At 33.4% G+C, this 19,773-nt stretch carries 16 protein-coding genes and 1 pseudogene; 8 read left to right on the top strand and 9 right to left on the bottom strand.

What is annotated here, in order from left to right:
- The first annotated feature begins 240 nt into the window (after window positions 1–240).
- From D1606_RS08935 to D1606_RS08925, 3 genes are all read left to right on the top strand, one after another.
- On the top strand, window positions 241–438 hold the full coding sequence (locus tag D1606_RS08935) for a DUF6501 family protein (RefSeq protein ID WP_119415669.1): 198 nt from the start codon (window positions 241–243) through the stop codon (window positions 436–438).
- A gap of 170 nt (window positions 439–608) precedes the next feature.
- Entirely contained in the window at window positions 609–1,472 is an 864-nt protein-coding gene (locus D1606_RS08930) for an ATP-binding protein (RefSeq protein ID WP_119415668.1), read from the top strand.
- A gap of 9 nt (window positions 1,473–1,481) precedes the next feature.
- Window positions 1,482–3,383, top strand: coding sequence for a vWA domain-containing protein (locus tag D1606_RS08925; RefSeq protein WP_119415667.1), 1,902 nt, complete (start codon window positions 1,482–1,484; stop codon window positions 3,381–3,383).
- A 62-nt stretch (window positions 3,384–3,445) separates the two neighbouring features.
- Here D1606_RS08925 and D1606_RS08920 read toward each other — a convergent pair whose 3' ends face one another.
- The 3 genes from D1606_RS08920 to D1606_RS08910 all read right to left on the bottom strand — a co-directional run bounded on the left by D1606_RS08920 (window position 3,446) and on the right by D1606_RS08910 (window position 7,284).
- Entirely contained in the window at window positions 3,446–4,636 is a 1,191-nt protein-coding gene (locus tag D1606_RS08920) for a toxic anion resistance protein (RefSeq protein ID WP_119415666.1), read from the bottom strand.
- Window positions 4,633–5,283 carry a 5-bromo-4-chloroindolyl phosphate hydrolysis family protein gene (locus D1606_RS08915; protein ID WP_158582348.1) on the bottom strand — a complete coding sequence of 217 codons (651 nt, stop codon included), beginning with the start codon at window positions 5,281–5,283 and terminating at the stop codon, window positions 4,633–4,635. The genes D1606_RS08920 and D1606_RS08915 overlap by 4 nt, the downstream gene beginning before the upstream one ends.
- Before the next feature lie 270 nt (window positions 5,284–5,553).
- Entirely contained in the window at window positions 5,554–7,284 is a 1,731-nt protein-coding gene (locus D1606_RS08910; RefSeq protein WP_119415664.1) for a globin-coupled sensor protein, read from the bottom strand.
- 141 nt (window positions 7,285–7,425) lie between these two features.
- Here D1606_RS08910 and D1606_RS08905 point away from each other — a divergent pair, with 141 nt between their 5' ends.
- The 4 genes from D1606_RS08905 to D1606_RS08890 all read left to right on the top strand — a co-directional run bounded on the left by D1606_RS08905 (window position 7,426) and on the right by D1606_RS08890 (window position 10,074).
- The gene (locus tag D1606_RS08905; protein ID WP_119415663.1) at window positions 7,426–7,704 is read left to right on the top strand and encodes a DUF1033 family protein; all 279 of its coding nucleotides are present in this window, start codon (window positions 7,426–7,428) and stop codon (window positions 7,702–7,704) included.
- Window positions 7,705–7,923: 219 nt separating this feature from the next.
- A complete protein-coding gene (locus D1606_RS08900; protein WP_102692015.1) occupies window positions 7,924–8,124 on the top strand; it encodes a cold-shock protein in 201 nt (66 codons plus the stop codon).
- Window positions 8,125–8,308: 184 nt separating this feature from the next.
- Window positions 8,309–8,509, top strand: coding sequence for a cold-shock protein (locus tag D1606_RS08895; RefSeq protein WP_119415662.1), 201 nt, complete (start codon window positions 8,309–8,311; stop codon window positions 8,507–8,509).
- Window positions 8,510–8,751: 242 nt separating this feature from the next.
- Window positions 8,752–10,074 carry a short-chain fatty acid transporter gene (locus D1606_RS08890; RefSeq protein ID WP_119415661.1) on the top strand — a complete coding sequence of 441 codons (1,323 nt, stop codon included), beginning with the start codon at window positions 8,752–8,754 and terminating at the stop codon, window positions 10,072–10,074.
- An 83-nt stretch (window positions 10,075–10,157) separates the two neighbouring features.
- On the opposite strand, the gene D1606_RS08885 is transcribed toward D1606_RS08890, so the two are convergent.
- From D1606_RS08885 to D1606_RS08870, 4 genes and pseudogenes are all read right to left on the bottom strand, one after another.
- Entirely contained in the window at window positions 10,158–11,762 is a 1,605-nt protein-coding gene (locus D1606_RS08885) for an ABC-F family ATP-binding cassette domain-containing protein (RefSeq protein WP_119415660.1), read from the bottom strand.
- A 467-nt stretch (window positions 11,763–12,229) separates the two neighbouring features.
- Window positions 12,230–13,735 (bottom strand): succinyl-CoA:acetate CoA-transferase ScpC, encoded by a 1,506-nt coding sequence (locus D1606_RS08880; RefSeq protein ID WP_119415659.1) that lies wholly within the window; start codon window positions 13,733–13,735, stop codon window positions 12,230–12,232.
- 327 nt (window positions 13,736–14,062) lie between these two features.
- Window positions 14,063–14,381, bottom strand: a pseudogene (locus D1606_RS19390) (IS30 family transposase); the annotation flags it as partial.
- Between the two features lie 208 nt (window positions 14,382–14,589).
- Window positions 14,590–15,651, bottom strand: coding sequence for a DHH family phosphoesterase (locus tag D1606_RS08870; protein WP_119415657.1), 1,062 nt, complete (start codon window positions 15,649–15,651; stop codon window positions 14,590–14,592).
- A 350-nt stretch (window positions 15,652–16,001) separates the two neighbouring features.
- Between D1606_RS08870 and D1606_RS08865 the strand changes: the two genes are divergently transcribed.
- Window positions 16,002–17,141: an IS110 family RNA-guided transposase gene (locus D1606_RS08865; RefSeq protein ID WP_119415656.1), complete on the top strand. Its 1,140-nt coding sequence runs from the start codon at window positions 16,002–16,004 to the stop codon at window positions 17,139–17,141.
- Window positions 17,142–17,385: 244 nt separating this feature from the next.
- On the opposite strand, the gene D1606_RS08860 is transcribed toward D1606_RS08865, so the two are convergent.
- Both D1606_RS08860 and D1606_RS08855 read right to left on the bottom strand, forming a co-directional pair.
- On the bottom strand, window positions 17,386–18,219 hold the full coding sequence (locus D1606_RS08860) for an SH3 domain-containing protein (protein ID WP_119415655.1): 834 nt from the start codon (window positions 18,217–18,219) through the stop codon (window positions 17,386–17,388).
- A 600-nt stretch (window positions 18,220–18,819) separates the two neighbouring features.
- Window positions 18,820–19,719 carry a DMT family transporter gene (locus D1606_RS08855; RefSeq protein WP_119415654.1) on the bottom strand — a complete coding sequence of 300 codons (900 nt, stop codon included), beginning with the start codon at window positions 19,717–19,719 and terminating at the stop codon, window positions 18,820–18,822.
- Between the last annotated feature and the right edge of the window lie 54 nt (window positions 19,720–19,773).

Genomic DNA, 19,773 nt, shown 5'->3' with positions numbered 1-19,773 from the left:
CCCCTTAAAATTCTTATTCTAATAGTAACATATCCTTCTTCTACTTCCATTTCATAGTGGATGACCAATCTTGTTTAAACTTTTTCGATAAAATCAGCATATTTATAGGACAAATTTATGGAAATCGTTTAAAATAAGAAATATATGTAATATACCCGAATGAATGGGGAGTAAGCTTATGCAATTATTTTTTGTAATTGGATCAAGCTTGACTTTAGTTAAGAGAGGTTGTTTAAAAGAATGATTCATTTAGATTGGAAAAATGCACCGACTATTAAGAAAGTAACATGTAAGCATACGAATGCAAAAAAATATTTAGTTTCAAATGTATTAACAGTTGGAAAAGAATATGAAGTGAAAAACGAAACAGAAGAATTCTATTTCGTCATCGATAATACCGGACATGTGGGTGGCTATTACAAAAACTACTTTGAATAAGTAGAAGTAATAAAAACAGCTTTTCGCTTACCAATGTGAGCGGAAAGCTGTTTTTATTTTTACAGATCCAATACATAATATTTGGAGTAACAAGTATCAAACGCAATATACCTATTAATGATTATAGTAGTTATAGATGCTTTATATTAAAGAAAAAGGAAGTGATTCATATGAAAGAGATCATCTTGCAAGAACAATCAATTCGCAAAAATAGAAAACATACAGAAGATGATCAGTTACTGATTGGTAAAGGCGGTTACATTTCACCAAATGATTATTTATGGGACGATATTCTACTTAGTGTAACATTAAAAAAAGCTATATTATTGAAAGGTCCTGCGGGTTCAGGTAAAACAAAACTAGCAGAATCTATTTCAAACTTCTTTTATCAACCAATGCATAGTATTAACTGTTCTGTTGATCTGGATGCTGAAAGTTTATTAGGTTTTAAAACGATGGTTCAAAAAGAAGGGAAAACATTAATAGAATTTGTAGAAGGCCCTGTTGTAAAAGCGATGAAACAAGGTCATTTACTTTATATTGATGAGATAAATATGGCAAAAGCAGAAACCTTGCCGATTTTACATAGTGTTTTAGACTATCGTCGAATGTTAACAAATCCATTTACAGGGGAAGTTATTCAAGCTCATCCCGACTTTAGTGTAGTTGCTGCTATAAATGAAGGGTATATTGGTACTACACCCATGAATGAAGCCTTGAAAAATCGTTTTGTTTCTTTTAGTATTCCATACTTAAATGGTCAACAATTAAAAGAATTATGGCAAAAAAGATTCCCTAACGTTTCAACTGATTTACTCACACTTATGTTAAATTTAGCGGAAGATTTAAAACAACAAGTGATGAATGGACTTTTGAGTGAAGAAGCAGCTTCTATTCGTAGTTTACTTGATGCTACAGAATTAGCTCAGCATATCGAACCTATACGAGCTATTCGATACGCGGTAGCAGAAAAGCTAGATGACCAAAGTGAAAAAGATTTAGTCATTGAATTAGCAAAAACATGGATAAAGTGAGGTTTTTAGATGGCCGAACTTAGTCGATTTATACAATTTAACAACGAACAAATAGATCCTAGACAAATGTTACATTATGAACAGTTAGCTAGAGCTCTTTCGAATGCACCATTTTTGTCTATGTCCGAAAGACAGTTAATCGAAATGAGACCTCAAGAACAACAAATTGCAATGAGCGTTTTTTGGCGTCATCGTGATAAAGAAACGATGCACTTAGGCAGATTATCAGATATCTATATACTGACATTAGGCTTTTGGTGTCATTTTGATGTAAATGCGTATTTAGAATTTGAAGAAGAAATTCGAATCCATCCATTAAAAAATTTTTTAAAGCAACTTGTCCTCCTAATTGAAGAATTTAGGTTAATGGACCTTGTCGTACAAAAAAGGCCAGGTATTGCTAAAGCGATTCAAATTAGAAAGAAAACATATATTGAATCATATAAACATCGATTTGAAGCAAATGCTCAAAAAGGTTTACTAGCAGATGCTTGCATCAATTATTTATACCTGGCTGCAAATGAAGGAATGATTAACCTTCCAGAAAATGATGTGTCCAACAAATTTGAACCTTTGCTTTACCCTTTTCAACAAATTTATGATGTTAAGAAAACGCAACAAAGTATCGATTTGGTGTATAGAATAATACCCATTATCGAAGAGCAAATAAGTAGAGATTTAGTTCTGGATTATTATGCATTAATGGATTCAATTCCAGAGGCAGTAAAATCTCATGAACATAGAGGTGTAAAAGGGCAAGAATGTGGCAACCAAAACGATGCAAAAGAAACGATTGAACAATTATTCCGAACATGGCATAGAGAAACAAAAGAAGAAACAGGTGTTCATCTACGTTTTGAGTTGCAACGCGGAAATGCAGGTAAAGCATTTAGTGTAGAATCGGAGGAAGGGCAAGAAGGAAACCAAATTTCTGAAGAGGGCACAGGTGGAGTCTCAAATGCAAATGCGACACCACAAAAAGCTAATCATAATGTAAATAAAAAAATCCCCAGAAAAAAGCAGCAAGCGGGACAGCAATATGGCAAAGAAAACGTAAATGTAGTGTTTGAGGAAAAAAGAATAGAAACTACAAAAACTCTTCAAACGCTAACTAACCTTGCCACTTGGCGTGCAGAACAAGCACCAAGTGTGAAAGCTCTAACGTCAGAGTTTAGAAAAAGATTGACTCAAAAAGAAATTGCCAAACGAGATCATTTAACAAAGGGAAGATTAGACTCATCTAAATTAATAAATCTACTTTTGGAAGAACGATGTAAACCTTTTTATAAGAAAACTGCACCTGCTAAACCGTTAGATGCTGTTTTTGGATTACTAATAGATTGTTCAGCCTCAATGATTGATAAAATGGATGAAACAAAAAAAGCTGTTTTGTTATTTCACGATGTTTTGAGACAAATGGATATTCCTCATGAAATTGTTGGCTTTTATGAGGACGCATATGAAGCAACGCCAGAAATTCAACCGAATACGTTTGAATGGCTACACAAATTTGAGGACAACCAAAAGGATAATGGGGCATCCATAATGTCCCTTACAGCCCACGAAGATAATAGAGATGGTTTTGCCATTCGCTGGATGACTAAACGGTTAAAACAAAGAAATGAAAAACATCGTTTTCTACTTCTTTTTTCAGATGGAGAGCCTTCAGCATTTGAATATGCACAAAATGGTGTAAAAGACACTCTTGATGCAGTGTTAGAAGCAGAAAAACAGAATATTGAAGTACTTCACTTGTTTCTAAACAATGAAATTCCAGGAGAGGAACAATTGCAGTTATTCCATATGATTTATGGTTCACATACAGTAACTGCCGATAGTGTAGAAAAGTTTACTGATATAACGATTAGGCTTTTACGTAAAATGATTTCACTTGTTATTCAAAGTCAATAAAATATAGAAAATAAAAAAGGCTATCTTAAAGGTCGCAGAACTCTTTAAGATAGTCTTTTTGTTTAAAATGATGATCGTTCTTGTTGATGTTTTGTATGAATGGATAGGAGTCTTTGTTTTAAATCTTCTTCCATTCTTGCGATTTCAATCTCAGCAGCTTTTCGTTTTTGACGTCCATCGGCTTGTATTTGAAGAGTTTCTTCGATAGTAGAAATTAAATTCTCTTGTGTTTTTTTCAACGTTTCGATTTCTACAAGGCCTCTTTCATTTTCCTTAGCTGTTTCAATTGTGTTTACTTTTAACATTTCAGAGTTCTTCAGTAACAAGTCATTCGTTGTTTTTGTCACTTGTTTTTGTGCTTCAACAGCTTTACGTTGATTGTTTAATGTTAATGCAATGGCAATTTGGTTTTTCCATAAAGGAATGGCTGTCATAATAGATGACTGGATTTTCTCAGCTAACGTTTGATTGGTTTGCTGAATCATACGAATTTGTGGTGCTGTTTGAATTGTTATCTGACGTGACAACTGTAAATCGTAAATTCTTTTTTCAAGACGATCAACGAATTGTGTTAAGTCATTAAATTCTTGTACATCCATTTGGTCTTGTGAGGCTTCTGCTTTGTGTTTTAATTTGGGAAGCATTTCACTAATAATTTCCTCTTTTTTAAGCTCTGCTGCAGCAATATATACATTTAATGCTTGAAAGTAAATTTTGTTTTGTTCATATAGTTGATCGAGCATATGAACATCATCAACAAGTCCTTGTTTTGAATGTTCTAGTTGAATACCAATACGATCAATCTGTGTACTTAATTTCTGGTATTTAGTCATAAGTTCTTGAAGGGAACGAGAGACTCTTTTGAAAAATTTTCGAATACCAGACTTTTTTTCTTGTTGTAATTCTTCAGGGTCCAATTCATTTAATTTTTCCATTAAGTCTTTTAAAATATCTCCAACTGGACCAATATCTTTTCGTTGAACATGGTCGAGCATTTGATGTGAAAATCGAGAAAGTTCATTTTGAGCATTTGCACCATAAGTTAGAATAGACTCATAGTTACCAACTGGAATTTGCTCGGCTAATTGATGTGCTTTTTTTTGGTCTTCATCGGATAATCGTTCAAGAACAGAAGGTGCTTTTTGTTCAGTCGGTGATGGCTCATTTGAAAGCTTAGGTTCCGGTTGTAATTCAAACGGATTACTTAATAAATCATCCATCGATGGCGTAGGATTGGAAGATGAATTTGTCATTTAGATTCTCCTCTCATAGTTGCAGAAGTTTGATTTTGAGCTGTTGAAAGTTGCGCAAAGTCTAACTCCATTTTAAGTTCTTCAATATCTGTAGCAAGTACTGATTGTAAATCTTTCTGCATAACATTGTTTAAGTCCTCTAATGTTTCACGCGTTTCTTGTAAAGCTAGATGAATTTCTTTGTTCTTAATAGGTTGTGTAGATAAAAGAACATACTTCTCAGTTAATTCACTAGCTGAATGTAAATGAGCATAGAAAAACTGTTCTGCTTGATAGAACTTTTTTGGACTTTTTTTAACTATATGATAAATTCGTTTAGCTAAACGATTCATCTCTAAAAGTTGTTTGAACATAGAGATAGAACGAACTTTAGTATAGTTTCTGTTTAAGTTTTTAAGTAGCGAATAAGCTTCTGCTAACTGTTCTTGAATATGTTTATATTCAGAACGATTGAGACCATTTCTCTTCAAATAGCGTAAGTATTGAATATTCTTAATGATTATATTTGATAGCAAATAACTTACAATTGCTAAAAGAGAGCTTATCCAAAAATTAATATCAAAACTCCAATTACATATCATTAAAGTGGTCATTGCAATGAGTAGGTTAAGAAAATTTCTTAATAAAAATTGTCCGAATTTGAGCATGAATTTTCCTCCTTCTATCGCTCTTATTTTATGTACGAATGAAGCGAAAGAAAGTTTCATTTTAACAAACATATAAGAGTTTTTTCTAAAATTATTATAGCGGACTTTTTAGTCTTTAAGTAATTTTTAGTACTTATTATGATTGTTGCGTGTTAAATATTTAAAATGGATAAATATGATGAAGATTATTGACTATTTTTTGAAATAATAAAAAAGCTGATAAATCAACGTTTATCAGCTTTTTAACTTATAAATAGAGTAAACCGAATATTAAAGTGCCATTAATCGTTGCTGCTCAATTTTTTCGATTAAATAATTAATCTTATTGAGCACTTCATTAGAAGATAATTCTAATTTAGATAGAGCTTGTTCAGCTTCTTCAATCTTGCCTTTTTTATATAATTGAACAGCTATCAAAGCTTGGTTATGTACTTCTTGATGATAATAATCAAGTTCTTTAAATACATTCTCATGACCAAAAGTTTGTTGTGCTTTTTCTGATGTATACCATTTACCAAGTCGGCAATCTTTATGAGAAGATACTTCACCTTCTTGAATATTTTCAATTCCTAGGAACATATTATAAATTCGCCATTTCCACAAAATATGATCTGCCTTTGAAAGTTGCAGTAGGGCAAGACTAGAAAGTTTGGCGTTACTATTGTCGATTAAACTTAATCTAAAGTGATTTATTTCATCTCCTAATTGATGTATTCCTAATGAAGTAGAATGCGCCAATTCTCTAATATCTTCTTGTAAATTGGTAATCTGAATCATACGATTTGAAATTTCGTCAGCCGCAGATGCCTGTTCTTCGGAAATTGCGGCTGTTTGTGTTACATCACTATTGATTTCTTCAATAATTTGAACAATCTGAGTAAGAAGGGGAAGTGAGTTTTTAGCATCGTTTGTAGCAACTTTAATAATAGTTGTAGTCTCAGATATAGAGTCTGCCACATTTTTTGAGTAATCTTTTAAATGATGTACATTAGTAGTCACTTCACTTAATGCCGAAACAGTATTCTCGGCAAGTTTCCGAACCTCTTGTGCAACAACTGCAAATCCTTTTCCATGTTCGCCAGCTCTTGCAGCTTCAATTGACGCATTTAAAGCAAGCAAATTAGTTTGATCTGCAATGTTCGTTATTAATGTGACTACTTTTTCGATATCATTTACGCGTTTTTGTAATTCATCAAAAGAAAGAACGATATTAGAAAATGTTTCACCAGTCTTAACTATGTCATTTAAAGAAGAACTGATTTTATTTTTAGAAGTTGTAGCATACTTAACAGATTCTGCAGTTTTTTCGGAAATTTTACTTGAATTTTTAGCCACTTCATTGATAGATGCAGATATTTCTTCTGTTGCTGCTGATGATGATTGTATTTCGTTTGATTGTTGGTCTAAATTGATGACTAAATCTTTCATAAACATTATTTGAGATGTTGTATCCATGAGTGAAGAAACTCCAGTCACAGAGTGTTCAAGTGTACTTTCAGTTATAACCTCTATCAATAGTTCATGTTCAATATTAATCGCTGCTTGAAAAGAACGTAGTAAGTTAAAAGCTTTGGCAGGTTTGAACCCAAAGTTATACAATATATGAGATGTTACATAAAAGGAAAACTGATTAAGTAAAACAATAGTTTTTCCAGCTTCACATTTATAGCGTTTAAGCATATGATAAAAACTGATTACTTTATGAATGTAGTTTTCATCTCTTTGTGTGTTAAAGAATGTATGTAAGTATTGTTCTATAAACTTTTCATCTATATGGTTACGCTTATTTGGTGAAATCTCTTCAATATAAGAAACGAAAAAGTCTTTAATTGATGGGCTTGTGTTAAGAAACATTTTATACAATTCTTTTAACGTAGCTTCGTCTTTATGTGTAAAATGATTAAATGATAAAGTATTTTTAAATCGGCCGTCGATGGAAATATCTGTGCCTCTTTCTAAAAGTTGATCTATTTCTATTTTAGGTCTTATTGATGAAAACATAACGATAATCCTCCGATTATTTGTGATTATTTTATAATAATGTGTATAGTAATTTTATCACATTTTAATTTTGTTATATAGATATATCTAAGCGGATATTATGAACATTTTATCAAATTTATTAGAAGAAGGATGGAATTGATGTATAGAATTATTTATATGAAAGCCGATTATGAGCCATGGTGGCAATTTGATGGTTGGCAAGAATATATAGTAGAAGAAAAAACTTTTGAAGATTATGAGAAGGCTAAAAGTTATTTAAATAAAATGATTGAACGTTTTAAACAAAGATACACGCATTATGAGTTAAAAAAAGATAGGTTCTGGGCATTTTGGTCAGATGATGAAATTCAATTTTGTGAAGCTTGTGATGACGATATTCAAACTTATCATGGCATTATATGGGAAGAACTTAAATAACTGAAAGTAATAAACTTTTTGGAAATTCTTCAATTTTGTTGACAATCATTTTGAAAGTGGTATACTTAATACAACAAATGAAATTGATTTACCGCAAACTTCCATTCACATATTACAAAAAGTGATCGGCTTGTCTCGGTACTTTATGTAATATGTGAATTTTTGTTTGTGGTTAAAATTTTATTTGTTCACTTTTATTTTTTTTGGAGGTTTTCTCACATGAAACAAGGTACAGTAAAATGGTTTAACTCAGAAAAAGGCTTCGGTTTTATCGAAGTAGAAGGCGAAAATGATGTATTCGTACACTTCAGCGCTATCCAAGGCGAAGGCTTCAAAACTCTTGACGAAGGTCAAAAAGTTGAATTTGAAGTTGTTGAAGGTAACCGTGGACCACAAGCAGCTAATGTAACAAAACTTTAATTTACTGCTTATAGGGGTAACTCGTTTACCCCTTTCTATCAATTACATAATTTTCAATATGTCATATTTATGTATTACAAAGCGTAGCTGGCGAATAGTTACTTTTTGTAATATGTAAATCTTTGATCTAGGTTAAGAATTGCGTATTGATTTAAAATTTTTAAAATTTTTGGAGGTATCTCACATGAAACAAGGTACAGTAAAATGGTTTAATGCAGAAAAAGGCTTCGGTTTTATCGAAGTAGAAGGCGAAGATGATGTATTCGTACACTTCTCAGCTATCCAAGGCGAAGGTTTCAAAACTCTTGAAGAAGGTCAAAAAGTTGAATTCGAAGTAGTCGAAGGTAACCGTGGACCACAAGCAGCTAACGTTACTAAATTCTAATAACGTTTTTTGAAAAGGAACATCCTTAGGGGTGTTCCTTTTTTATATGCAATTTTTTAAATTCAATGTTATACCAAATCTGTAAAGCGTATAAAACTATTTACTTAATATAAAATCTGGTCTTTTTTGGAAAGTAGATTCAAATATATCAAGTAAAAAATTTAAGATACTTCAATATTATCAAAATATCAAATGATATATTAGCATTCTTCGTCATATAGTTATTTTGAGGAGGAGATATATTGAAGGTTCTTACAAAATGGTCTAACACTTTAATGGAAAAATATTTACCTGATCCTTATGTCTTTGTAATAATTTTAACAGCTCTTGTTCTTGTTTGCGGTCTTATATTTACAGATTCTACTCCAATGAATATGGTAACCTATTGGGGCGATGGTTTTTGGGGACTATTAGCATTCACAATGCAAATGGTTGTAGTTTTAGCAGCAGGACATGTATTAGCGAATAGCCCAATTTTTAAAAAAATATTGAGTAAACTTGCAAGCAAAGTAAAAACACCGGGACGAGCAATTATTATTGTTAGTTTTGTTTCTATCATAGCTTGTTGGATTAACTGGGGCTTTGGCCTTGTAATAGGTGCATTATTTGCAAAAGAAATTGCTAGACATGTATCAAAAGTAGATTATCGCTTATTAATCGCAAGTGCATATTCTGGTTTTGTTGTATGGCATGGTGGTCTAGCAGGTTCAGTTCCTTTATCAATCGCAACAGAAGGTCATCCATTTGCTGAGAAAATAGGAGTTATACCAACGACAGAAACACTTTTTTCCTCATATAATTTGTTCATAGTAATTGTAATCTTTTTAACGTTGCCATTTTTCAATCGTTGGATGATGCCGAAAGAGGAAGAGACAGTTTCAGTTAATCCTGAATTATTAGAAGATGATATAGAAGAAAAGGAAAGTAACATTCAATTTCCTAATAGCTTTGCCAATCGCTCAGAAAATAGCATAATCATAACCGTGCTAATAGGAGCTTTAGGATTAGCTTATCTTATTTGGCATTTCATTACAAAAGGATTTGACTTAAATTTAAATATTATCAATACGATCCTTATTATTCTAGGTATTATCTTCCATGGAACACCCCGTAAGTTTTTAGCGGCAGTAAATCAGGCGATTAAAACAACTGGCGGAATTGTATTCCAATTTCCTTTTTACGCGGGTATCATGGGAATGATGACAGCATCAGGTCTCGCTGCAGTTATTTCAGAATGGTTTATTAGCATTTCGAACGAAACGACATTCCCTTTATTTGCGTTTTGGTCGGCTGGTATCGTAAACATATTTGTTCCTTCTGGTGGGGGACAATGGGCAGTTCAAGCGCCTATTATGCTTGATGCAGCTGCAACACTAGGTATTGATTATGCAAAAACGGCAATGGCTATTGCGTGGGGGGATGCATGGACAAATATGATTCAGCCATTTTGGGCACTTCCAGCACTTGCAATAGCAGGATTAAAAGCGAAAGATATTATGGGATTCTGTGTATTCGTCCTTATTTTCACAGGGATTATTATCAGTTTAGGATTTTTGATATTCTAGAAAAGATAAGTAGGATAGTATTGAATCTAAAAATATAGATTAAAAAAGCTGCAATTTTAATTGCAGCTTTTTTAATATGGATACTAGTCCAAATTATTAGCTTCTTTCCACTCTAAGTACTCATCATAAGAAAGTTGTTTGTCTAATAGAGTTCCATCATCGCGAATTTCGATAACACGATTTGCAATTGTTTGGATAAATTGATGGTCATGTGAAGTAAAGATCATAGCGCCTTTAAAATTCATCAATCCTTCGTTTAAAGCTTGAATAGATTCAAGATCTAGATGGTTAGTTGGTTCATCTAATAAAAGAACATTTGAATGAGATAGCATCATTTTAGATAACATACAACGAACCTTTTCGCCACCAGAAAGAACGGATGGAGATTTTTTCACTTCTTCACCTGAGAAGAGCATACGTCCTAAGAAACCACGTAAGAATGTTTCTGTTTCATCTTCTGGTGAAAATTGACGTAACCAATCAACAAGCGTTTTTTCTCCACCTTTGAAGAATTCTTCATTATCAAGAGGGAAGTAACTTTGAGAAGTTGTAACGCCCCATTTATAAGTTCCTTCGAATTCTTCATCTTCACCTGCAAGAATTTGAAGAAGAGCTGTTTTGGCAATGGAATTACCAAGTAAGATAATTTTATCTTCTTTGTTCATCGTAAAACGAATATCTTTGAATTGGACTTCTCCATCAATCGATTTTGAAAGACCATCAACAGTTAATACATCATTTCCAATTTCACGTTCTATTTGGAAGTTAATATAAGGATATTTACGGCTAGATGGTTTAATATCATCTAATTCGATTTTCTCCAACATTTTTTTACGAGAAGTTGCTTGTTTCGATTTTGATGCATTCGCAGAGAAACGGGCAACAAAATCTTGTAATTCTTTAATTTTTTCTTCTTTTTTCTTATTTTGATCCGCAAGCATTTTTTGCGCTAATTGACTAGATTCATACCAGAAATCATAGTTACCTACGTAAATTTGAATTTTAGAATAGTCTAGGTCAGCGATATGCGTACATACTTTGTTCAAGAAGTGACGGTCATGGGACACTACTATTACTGTGTTTTCAAAGTTAATAAGGAATTCTTCTAACCATTGAATTGCTTTAAGATCCAAGTGGTTGGTAGGTTCGTCAAGTAGTAAAACATCAGGTTGACCAAATAGAGCTTGAGCAAGTAAAACTTTTACTTTTTCAGAACCAGTAAGTTCAGCCATTTTCATATGATGCATAGAATCAGGGATTCCAAGGCCTTGAAGTAGGATTGCAGCATCTGATTCAGCTTCCCAACCATTCATTTCTGCAAACTCGCCTTCGAGTTCTGCAGCTCTTATTCCATCCTCATCAGAGAAATCTTCTTTCATATAGATCGCATCTTTCTCTTTCATCACGTCATATAATCGTTTGTGTCCCATCATCACTGTTTCTAAAACATCAAAATCTTCATATTCGAAGTGGTTTTGTTTTAAAACAGCAAGACGTTCTCCAGGATTCATACTAACGTGACCATCTTGTGGTTCGATTTCTCCAGATAAAATTTTTAAAAATGTAGATTTACCAGCACCATTAGCCCCAATTAAACCGTAACAGTTACCAGGTGTAAATTTAATATTAACATCTTCAAATAGCTTACGGTCGCCATAGCGAAGACCTACGTTACTTACTTGAATCATGCAAGTACCTCCTTATTCACAATGCTACTATTATATCATGTATAAAGTGAAAGCTCTATAAGATTATCTTTAAAGGAAAAAGTGAATAAAAGCGATGGGGAAGGGGTGTAAATGAAAAAATAGGAAACAATTTTATTCCGCATTAACGGGCAGCAAGGCCCCCGCCTCAAGTTTGAGAAAGATATGAAAAGATAGGTGGGGGATTAACTGCCCTTAAAAGACTGATTGGTTCGGGCCAACAAGATGTTGGTCACTCAGGTGTTGCCACAGGACGTGGCGTTTTTAACCTGAGTTCCTATATTTCAGTGGGGGATGAAGCCAACTAAAAACGGTACGTCCTGTACGTCGGAAAACACTCACTGATGGAAGTTTCACTTTATATAAAAATACGAACCTTAATTGACATGTGAAAAGGGTGACCTAGATTAATTCTTAGTTCTAGGTCACCCTCAAAATATAGATTTAAATTATTTTTTCATTGAGCCTGTTTTTGAAAGAAGATCATACATTTCATAAGCACGATTTAAAATATGTGGTGTTTGTGCATTGCCTGTTGCTTCAACAGCAGCGTTGTAGTAATCCCAAAGTTGTTCTTTATAGTCAGGGTGTGCACAGTTATTAATTATTAAAGGTACACGTTCTTTAGGAGCTAATCCTCGTAGGTCAGCTACACCTTGTTCAGTTACAATCACATCTACATCGTGTTCTGTTTGGTCAACGTGAGATACCATCGGTACGATCGATGAAATGACCCCACCTTTAGCATATGATTTTGTAACGAAAATACCTAAACGTGCATTACGTGCAAAATCTCCAGATCCACCGATACCATTCATCATTTTGCTACCAGACACATGAGTAGAGTTTACATTTCCATAAATATCTACTTCAAGAGCTGTATTAATAGAAATCAAACCTAAACGACGAATTACTTCTGGATGATTTGAAATTTCTTGTGGACGTAATAACAATTTATCAGCATATTTCTCAAAATTTCCATAAACTCGTTTACCCAATTCTTCAGAAAGAGTAATAGAAGTTGCAGAAGCAAAATCAACTTTTCCTGCATCAATTAGGTTAAATGCTGCATCTTGTAGCACTTCTGAATATATTGCTAAGTGTTCAAATTCAGAGTCAGCAAATCCATCTAATACAGCATTTGCTACGGATCCAACACCAGATTGAATAGGAGGTAAAGAAGTTGTTAATCGCCCAGCTTTAATTTCAGAACGGAAGAAATCTAATAGGTAATTTGCCATTATTTGTGTTTCTTCATCCGGAGGAACAATTAGTGAAGGCGCATCAGGTTCTTGTGATATAACAATAGCTTTAACTTTAGAAGGATCTAATTTTATCCCTTTTTCACCAATACGGTCAGATGCTTTTGTTAAAGGAATTGGTTCACGTTCACCTTGGTTTTTTGGAACATAGATATCATGAATACCAATAAGAGATTCTGGATGTGAAATATTTAATTCAATAATAATATTTTCAGCTACCTCAGCAATAATAGGACTGTTACCAACAGAATTTGTAGGGATTAAATAACCATCTGGAGTAATTGCAGTAGCTTCTATAATTGCATAATGAACAGGTCCGAAAATCCCTTGGCGGAATTGTTCTGCACCATGAGATAAATGCATATCAGCAAACAGAATTTCACCTTTATTAATCATCGTGCGCATCGCTTTATCTGCTTGGAAAGGACCACGTTTACGAATAACACCTGACTCAGCTAAATATTTGTCAACTTCAGGGCCTAGTGAAGCACCTGTATATACATCAATTTTGAATTTTTCATTTTTTGCGCGTTCAACAAGTGCCATCGGAACCACTTTAGCATCACCTGCTCGTGTAAAACCACTCATTCCTACAACATCACCATCAGAAATAAGTGCAGCAGCTTCTTGTGCTGTTACCACTTTGTCTTCTAATTCTTTTAATCCAATACGTTTTTCAATTGTTGATTCCATCAAAATAAACCCCCTAAGAAAGTGAAATAATATTTCAACTCAACTGTTACATAACAGTTACTACTTAATCTACTATGTTCTTTCGTAAATTGCAATATTAAATGCAAAAAAAAATTAAACGTTGATAAATTGCTATTTTCTATAGCATATTGCTAGATGGTGAAGACAAAAGATTACAATCACTAATATATTCCATCGCAAGTTTCTATGGAGAGGTGAGTATGATAGACTTTGCAGGCAAAGTCAGTATTGTTCAACTGGCTTCGTAGCTTAGGACTTATGCGCACAGAGGCTCCATGTCAAGTAGTTGAAGATAGATTCGGACTGTCAATGAAGTAATTGGGATAACTCCTCTTTAAAGCATTCTTCGGCTGTTCTATAGCACAATATTTTACAAGATAAATAATTACACCAGCTTTCAATATGTGAGATGGGTTCATTCGCAACGTTGAAAATAGACTTGCCTTTAGGAATGTAGCGTCTAATTAATCCGTTATGACATTCGTTTGTACCACGTTCACAGGATGTATAGGGATGTATGAAGTAGACATCTGTCTTTTCATTATTCAGAGTGGAGCCTAAGTCTGTGAATTCAGAGTCTATTGTCAGCTGTAATGGTCTTAAATATTTTAGAAAAGCTCTTGCCACACTTTTTTCAATGGACTGGATAGCAATGGTTACAGCATCACTCGCTTTATCAAACCGTCATTGAAGTAGTTTCTAATTAAACCTGTAACTAAACTATATTAAAATAGAAAAAAGACTATAGACAAACTCAAAATTTTGAATTTGTCTATAGTCTGAAACAGTTTTAAAAAGCCTTTTTTGTTAAAGGTTACATAAAGTGTAATGAATTATCTATTCTTGCTAGCTTCAAGTACAGCCAGCAAAAATTCGGCACCTAATTCAGATAAATCACATCCAGATGCATTTGGATGTCCGCCGCCATTGTATGCCTTTGCAATTTCTGATAAATTGACTTTATCTCCAATCGAACGGAGTGAAACACGGTTTTTAACTAAGCTGATGATAAATACCGCATCAATCTCTTCTTCAAATTTTTCAGCTAAATGATTTCCTAGTTCGCTATAGTATGAGTCTGTTTCTACTACACCAATATTAATAGGGGTGTCATGACCTTTAAGTTGATATTGTGGAACAATTATCATTTGTTTTGATTTTTTCTTTAGAATCTTTCGTAATTCTTCTTTAGAAAATTGGAGATATGCAAGATCTTCTGCTGTAAAAAGTTGACCGTTCAAAAGGTAGTCCATTCGTGCATGTATAAAATCATGTCTTCTTCTAGCATAAAAAATAGTATTTAAATCTGTCGCTTCCTGAATAGAAAGGACATTCCAATCCCAAGTATCGTATAGTCGAATGTCTTCTACTAAATGTGCTAAACGATCGAAGAAAGTTTCTTTTTCCATCGTTGTATACTCAGTATTTTTTTCTATTTCCTCTAGTTCTTCCTCTGTTGAGTGGAAAATAGGCGATATTTCATACTCTGCATCTTTTAACGCTTTGAAGATTAAAGTTGTTGCAGACATTTTAATATCATTTACTATCGGTAGAACAGTAGCCCATTCATAGCTATTTAATGAAACTGCTGATGCATGGTGATCCAGTAATACTACAAATCGACCATCTGGCTTTTTATTTACTTTATCAATCATTTCCGCAGTTTCTTCGTTTACGCTTAAGTCAGTAATGATTAATAATTCGTGATCATTTAACTCATTTAAACGAGTTTGTACTGCTTCATCTACTTTCCGTGTTTCTACATAGTAGGGGGAATGTGTAATCCCGAATGCACGTAATACGATAGATGGCCCAACACCGTCTAAATCAGTATGAGTGATTAAGTGAATATTTTCGTAGTTTTGTAATTTTTTTGGCAATTTTTTGAAATCCAAGTAAGTCAACGCCTTTCATTGAAACGTAGGTATTCATTATAACATTATTTTTTAGAAAATAATCGCAGTGGTATCGAACTAATTTGTTGTAAATAAAAAACATTCATGAGTTTTTTACACCCAACCCTGGCATGAAAATAGTTACCTTCGGTTCATAATGGTAATGACACAAACAGGATGTTAAACGTGGGCTTTTTTGGTGGCTTTGACCCTGTAATAAAAACTGTTTGAGTGAATTTGGTGTTCAACCCTTTGTTAGCTCCACTTGTTAGTAGGATGACTACGTACAGAAAAATGCTTATTTTCAAATTCACTCACTGTTTGTGATCTTTTACTAAGGAGTGATTTCATTGGAGGTATTTATTGAGAAGTGCGCTGGACTAGATGTACATTCTGAAACAATTGTTGCTTGTGTGATAAAAGGAAAACGAGAAAACGATGTGTACACAGAAACTGAAACATTTCCTACGCTGACAAAAGATTTATTTCGACTATTAAAATGGTTGGAGAGTCATGAGATTACACACATTGCCATGGAGAGTACAGGCGTGTATTGGAAACCTGTTTTTAACATTTTAGAAGACTTCTTTGATATAACGTTAGCGAATGCTCAACGAATTAAAAATGTACCTGGAAGAAAAACAGATGTTTCGGATGCCGAATGGATCGCTAAATTATTACGTCATGGTTTAATTGAAAAAAGTTTTGTTCCACCACAAGACATTCGTGAACTTAGAGATTTAACAAGACTTCGGAAGAAATGGATTGGGCATTTAACTTCGGAAAAGAATCGAATTCAAAAAGTATTAGAAAGTTCCAATATCAAACTAAGTACCGTGATTTCAGATGTATTTGGGGTATCCGGTAGAAGACTTTTAAATCGATTAATCGAACAAGGTTATGTAGATGAAGCCGATGTTGAAAAAGATATTCACGGTAAATTAGTTTCCAAAAAACAACGTATTACGGATTCGTTATTTGGAACAATTAATGAACATCAAATTTTTCTCATTCGTCAATCTTGGCATCACATAGAATACTTAGAAAAGTTGATTTCAGAAATCGAAGAACGTGTCGATCAACTTCTCCGAAAATATGAAGAAGAGGTACAGTTATTAATAACTATACCAGGAATTAAAAAAGACACAGCAGCAGTAATTATCGCAGAAATCGGCGTAGATATGGGGCAATTTCCAACTTCACAACACCTTGCATCGTGGGCAGGCGTTTCACCTGGCAATCATGAAAGTGCAGGAAAAAGGAAAAGTACAAGGACAGTGAAAGGAAATCCTCATATTAAATCTGCCATGTGTGAGGCTGCATGGGCTGTTTCAAGAAGTCGTAATCGTTGGTTAGCAACCAAATATTGGTCACTCGCTGCACGAAGAGGCAAGAAAAAAGCACTCGTTGCGATCTCGCATCGAATGCTTCGGGTTATTTACTCCATGTTATTAAACAAGGAGCCTTATAAAGAACCCCTAATTGCCTAGTGTAACCAAAACCAAAAAGATTTATACAAAGTTACCTCACAACAGGTAGCTCTGCTTTCTTATTGGCTTTTTTAGGTCAATTAAAGGATTACCATAACTAATCAAGAATATTCACATACCGCAGGGATTATATATTTTCACAGAAAAAGACCAATAATTTATTGGTCAATTTCTTTCTAAACAGCAGTAGCATTAATAACGGTTATATTTTTAAAGATGAGTTTTGGAAGCTTTTGATGTTTAGTTATTGATCGATAGAAGCTAGTTCAGAAAACGTTCTACCATTTAATTCTTGTTTAATCAATCCTATATGTGGAGCATAGTAAGAATAGTTTTTGCCTTTACCTTCTTTCACAATAACTACATTCTTATAAATACCTGATTTGGTTTTTACTGTTTTTTTAGTAGATATAATTTTTAGGGTTTGCCCATTTAGTCCTTTCCAAGTTTTATTGAGTTTTACAGGATATTTTACAGCTAATGTTGCAATTCCAATATCCTTATATCCCGTGTATAGACCTTTGGAAGTTTCGTATTCCATTTTTCCGTAAGGATCTGGTTCAGAGTTTAAAAACCAAAAATGAGTTAAAGTTTTATTTGGTTTATATACAGTTTGATATTTTGCTTTATAATACGTTTTAAAATCAGAGCCCGTATTTCCAGGAATATAGTAAGAATAGGTCTTATTTATATTCATAGCATAAGGGGTATTTATATTAGCTTTTACACTTGTTAAGTAATTTGTTTGAATATAACCTGATGAAAATTGTAAAGATACTTTTGACCAACCATTTGAATAGTTTCTTAATACAACTACACCCTGATTGTTTTTGATCGAATCTAGCACGGTACTTTTGGTTGAAGCTTTGCTAAATATTTTAACTGCGTGTTGAGCGCGAACTAATTTAAATGAATGAAGTGAAGCTGTTTTATATGTAGAATTAGGATTATTAGTACTTTTTGTAATATTTGTAACATTTAAATTTGTTACAGCTTTACTTGGCATAGGAACAGTTAAAAAAGTTCCAAAAGCTAAAGCTGTAAGTATTGATAACGAGATAACGGGTTTGAGTTTCATGGATAATTCCTCCTTAGTAACAATATATATTACGAATGTTTCAGAGTAAAGTAATATTTGTAACAAATTAGACTGCATTTTTTAATATTAAATTATGCATTGTAACTATATGCAGAAGTTACCAAGAAATATACCTATTTAATAGATATTAGAATTTTATCCATAGAAAAAGAGGCTGGGACAGAACGAAATTAGTGCTTTCCAAATCCGAACAATTGAATTTATAGAATCAATTTCATCAATCGTCTTTCTTTGAGAAAATACGATTCTTTGTTGATGACCATCATATAGAATGGTGTGTGGAGTGTAGGATGGCGACTCCTGCGGGAATAGCTTGAGCTGAAAGCCCCGCAGGAACGTAGTGACGAGGAGATTGAAGCCAAGCCCGCGGAAAGCGCCGTCCGGAACGGAACACAAAACTAAATATACTGAAGAAATATATATTCAAAGTTCGTACCTTTGTACAAAATCCTGATTAAGGGCTTTAATAGATATGAATTAAAAGAAAATCCGAACAAATGTGAAATTTTAAATAGAATTCCACATTATTGTTCGGATTTTTCATTGGCTAAAACTCTTTTGTCCCAGCCCCTTAAAGGATTAATTATTTTCAGTAGTTATTTTACGACCTGTCCAGAAAACTCCAGTAACGACTAGAAGACCACCAATAACCTGAGAAAGAATAAGTTTTTCACCTATAAAGATGACAGCGAAAATGGAAGCAAAAACAGGGATAAAATTAAGATATATGCCAGCACGATTGGCTCCTAATTTAACAACCCCTGTATTCCAGGCAATAAAAGCTACAATAGATGCTAATATACCTGTATATAAAATCGCAAAGATAGAGGTAGCAGACCAATGAATCACCATTGAAGTCGTAAAAGTTTCAAAAATATAAAAGGGTAGTAGCATAATAATGCCGACTGCAATTGAGACAAAAAATGTAGTGTGACCAGGTAACTCCTTAGCATATTGTTTCACTAATAGTGAATATACGCTCCATAAAATAACAGCGATAATAACGATCAAATCGCCTTTATTAAACGAAAAGTGTTGTAGAGCTTTTATAGACCCATTTGAGATAATTGTTATTACACCAATAAAAGATATAACAGTACCAATTATTTGGTTGCGATTTAATTTTTCCTTGAGAAAGAAAAAGGACAGTATATAAATAATTACAGGTGTAAGCATGTTCATAAGAGATGCATTGATCGATGTTGTATAGTGTAATGCAATATATACAAGTGTATTGAAACTCGCAACTCCGGTAAACCCTAGAACTAAAACAATTGCCCAATGCTTTTTGATTTGTGGCCATTCTCGTTTTAGTGCAGTATAAATAATGGGTAGAAAGACGATTAAAGCTACACACCATCTAAAAAAGGCTAATATAAATGGAGGTAAATCATTAGCAACCGCTCTCCCAATTACGAAATTACCACCCCATAATATCGTTGCTATTATAAGTAACACAACTGGAGGAATTCTATTCATATGTAAGACCTCAATTCTAAAATATTATTTATAACGAAAAGTTCATAAATTATA

Origin of the sequence: Rummeliibacillus sp. POC4 (genome assembly GCF_003576525.1) — a bacterium.
In the GTDB taxonomy this organism is placed as follows: Bacteria; Bacillota; Bacilli; order Bacillales_A; family Planococcaceae; genus Rummeliibacillus.
Note: the sequence above shows the minus strand (reverse complement) of the source record. Positions and strands in the feature narration are given on the sequence as shown.

What these genes read in the sequence shown, in the direction of transcription:
- D1606_RS08935 (WP_119415669.1), top strand. Translation starts at nt 241, where the DNA reads ATGATTCATTTAGATTGGAAAAATGCACCGACTATTAAGAAAGTAACA.
- D1606_RS08930 (WP_119415668.1), top strand. Translation starts at nt 609, where the DNA reads ATGAAAGAGATCATCTTGCAAGAACAATCAATTCGCAAAAATAGAAAA.
- D1606_RS08925 (WP_119415667.1), top strand. Translation starts at nt 1,482, where the DNA reads ATGGCCGAACTTAGTCGATTTATACAATTTAACAACGAACAAATAGAT.
- D1606_RS08920 (WP_119415666.1), bottom strand. Translation starts at nt 4,636, where the DNA reads ATGACAAATTCATCTTCCAATCCTACGCCATCGATGGATGATTTATTA.
- D1606_RS08915 (WP_158582348.1), bottom strand. Translation starts at nt 5,283, where the DNA reads ATGCTCAAATTCGGACAATTTTTATTAAGAAATTTTCTTAACCTACTC.
- D1606_RS08910 (WP_119415664.1), bottom strand. Translation starts at nt 7,284, where the DNA reads ATGTTTTCATCAATAAGACCTAAAATAGAAATAGATCAACTTTTAGAA.
- D1606_RS08905 (WP_119415663.1), top strand. Translation starts at nt 7,426, where the DNA reads ATGTATAGAATTATTTATATGAAAGCCGATTATGAGCCATGGTGGCAA.
- D1606_RS08900 (WP_102692015.1), top strand. Translation starts at nt 7,924, where the DNA reads ATGAAACAAGGTACAGTAAAATGGTTTAACTCAGAAAAAGGCTTCGGT.
- D1606_RS08895 (WP_119415662.1), top strand. Translation starts at nt 8,309, where the DNA reads ATGAAACAAGGTACAGTAAAATGGTTTAATGCAGAAAAAGGCTTCGGT.
- D1606_RS08885 (WP_119415660.1), bottom strand. Translation starts at nt 11,762, where the DNA reads ATGATTCAAGTAAGTAACGTAGGTCTTCGCTATGGCGACCGTAAGCTA.
- D1606_RS08880 (WP_119415659.1), bottom strand. Translation starts at nt 13,735, where the DNA reads ATGGAATCAACAATTGAAAAACGTATTGGATTAAAAGAATTAGAAGAC.
- D1606_RS08860 (WP_119415655.1), bottom strand. Translation starts at nt 18,219, where the DNA reads ATGAAACTCAAACCCGTTATCTCGTTATCAATACTTACAGCTTTAGCT.
- D1606_RS08855 (WP_119415654.1), bottom strand. Translation starts at nt 19,719, where the DNA reads ATGAATAGAATTCCTCCAGTTGTGTTACTTATAATAGCAACGATATTA.